This is a genomic window from Vulcanococcus sp. DEBay_Sum29NL08_54 (assembly GCF_017859255.1).
GTDB lineage: Bacteria > Cyanobacteriota > Cyanobacteriia > PCC-6307 > Cyanobiaceae > Vulcanococcus.
The window spans coordinates 1-1,109 of the sequence record NZ_JAFMNJ010000064.1 but is presented as its reverse complement, the minus strand read 5'-3'; the positions used below and the strand labels follow the sequence as shown (position 1 = coordinate 1,109).

Below are 1,109 nucleotides of genomic sequence, written 5' to 3'. Positions count from 1 at the left end.
CCGTTTCAGGCAGGGAATCAGGCCCTCGAGGTAGGTGCTGTGGGTGATGACCAGCCGTCCCATGGCGGGCACCCTAGAAACCAGTGCCCTGGTGGCGGGATTGCCTGACCGCTGCTAGAGATGCTGTCCCCTCTTTTGCCGGATGGCAGGCCAGCACGCTCCAGAGCTGCGCGAGCAGCTGCGGCAACGGCTCAGTGACGAGCTTGGTGGTGCCGCCCAGCTGGTCAGCCTTGAGCGCAGTGGCGACCAGAGCGTCAAGGGCGTGGCGGTCTGCTCAGGTCGCATCCTCAGCTTCGTTCTGGATGCCGAACAGGAGCGTCTGCGCACCCTGCCGATGTTCGAGCTGCTGCAACGGCGCTTCGCTTAACCGAGATCCTTAGCCCCGCTCCACGGGTGCCATGGTTAGGCCCTCTCCGGCCAAGAGTTGGTGGTAGAGCTCAGCCTGCTCGAGCGGACCGCTCCAAACCACCGCTGAGCCCTGCGAGTCGATCTGATGGGCCAGCTCCCAGGCGCGATCGCTGACCATGGCTGGGATGTGTTTCACCAGCACCTCAACCACGTGTTGGAACGTGTTGTGGTCATCGTCGAGAACAATCACCCGACCCGTGGGGTACGGCGCTCTGACCCGCTGCCGCTCCATGACGGCCTGTCCGCCTGGGGAGGAGCTGATGGAGCGGATGGGTTGCATCTCGAAACAGCCAGCAGATCTGATCTCAGTTTGGGTCACAGCCCTGGTTACACTCGTCCAAACGCTTTCTGCGCACCATGCTGATCACTGTGGGTTGGGCCGCTCTTGCCGCCGTCTTCACCTTCTCGATCGCCATGGTCGTCTGGGGTCGCAACGGCGACGGCACCCTGAATTTCTGAGCCTGAGCGCCGGGTTACTCATCCGTGATTGAGTCGCTCAACATCAACAGTGTTCTCGCGGTGACCACCGCAGCCCTGTTGGTGTTTGTCAGCGGTGGAGTCCTCTATCTCTCCACCATTGAGTGGCGCGACAGGCGTCGCCGCCAGCAACCGGTTCAGCCCTCAGCTCGCGCCCGCAAGTGACGCTCGAGCCGGGGGTTTTTGAACCTTGGGCCTGGGACCGTTCCGTCGAGCTGTTGGTG

At 62.8% G+C, this 1,109-nt stretch carries 4 protein-coding genes; 3 read left to right on the top strand and 1 reads right to left on the bottom strand.

Translation table 11 applies throughout. The annotated features are described in order from the left end of the window. The first annotated feature begins 142 nt into the window (after positions 1 to 142). On the top strand, positions 143 to 367 hold the full coding sequence (locus QZ186_RS11265; RefSeq protein ID WP_010317260.1) for a hypothetical protein: 225 nt from the start codon (positions 143 to 145) through the stop codon (positions 365 to 367). A 9-nt stretch (positions 368 to 376) separates the two neighbouring features. Here the strand turns inward: QZ186_RS11265 and clpS are convergent, their stop codons facing one another. Continuing rightward, positions 377 to 688: an ATP-dependent Clp protease adapter ClpS gene (gene clpS, locus QZ186_RS11260; protein ID WP_010317258.1), complete on the bottom strand. Its 312-nt coding sequence runs from the start codon at positions 686 to 688 to the stop codon at positions 377 to 379. Positions 689 to 765: 77 nt separating this feature from the next. Here clpS and petN point away from each other — a divergent pair, with 77 nt between their 5' ends. Both petN and QZ186_RS11250 read left to right on the top strand, forming a co-directional pair. Further along, a complete protein-coding gene (petN, locus tag QZ186_RS11255) occupies positions 766 to 867 on the top strand; it encodes a cytochrome b6-f complex subunit PetN (protein ID WP_010317256.1) in 102 nt (33 codons plus the stop codon). A gap of 24 nt (positions 868 to 891) precedes the next feature. After that, the gene (locus QZ186_RS11250) at positions 892 to 1,050 is read left to right on the top strand and encodes a hypothetical protein (protein ID WP_010317254.1); all 159 of its coding nucleotides are present in this window, start codon (positions 892 to 894) and stop codon (positions 1,048 to 1,050) included. Positions 1,051 to 1,109 lie beyond the last annotated feature (59 nt).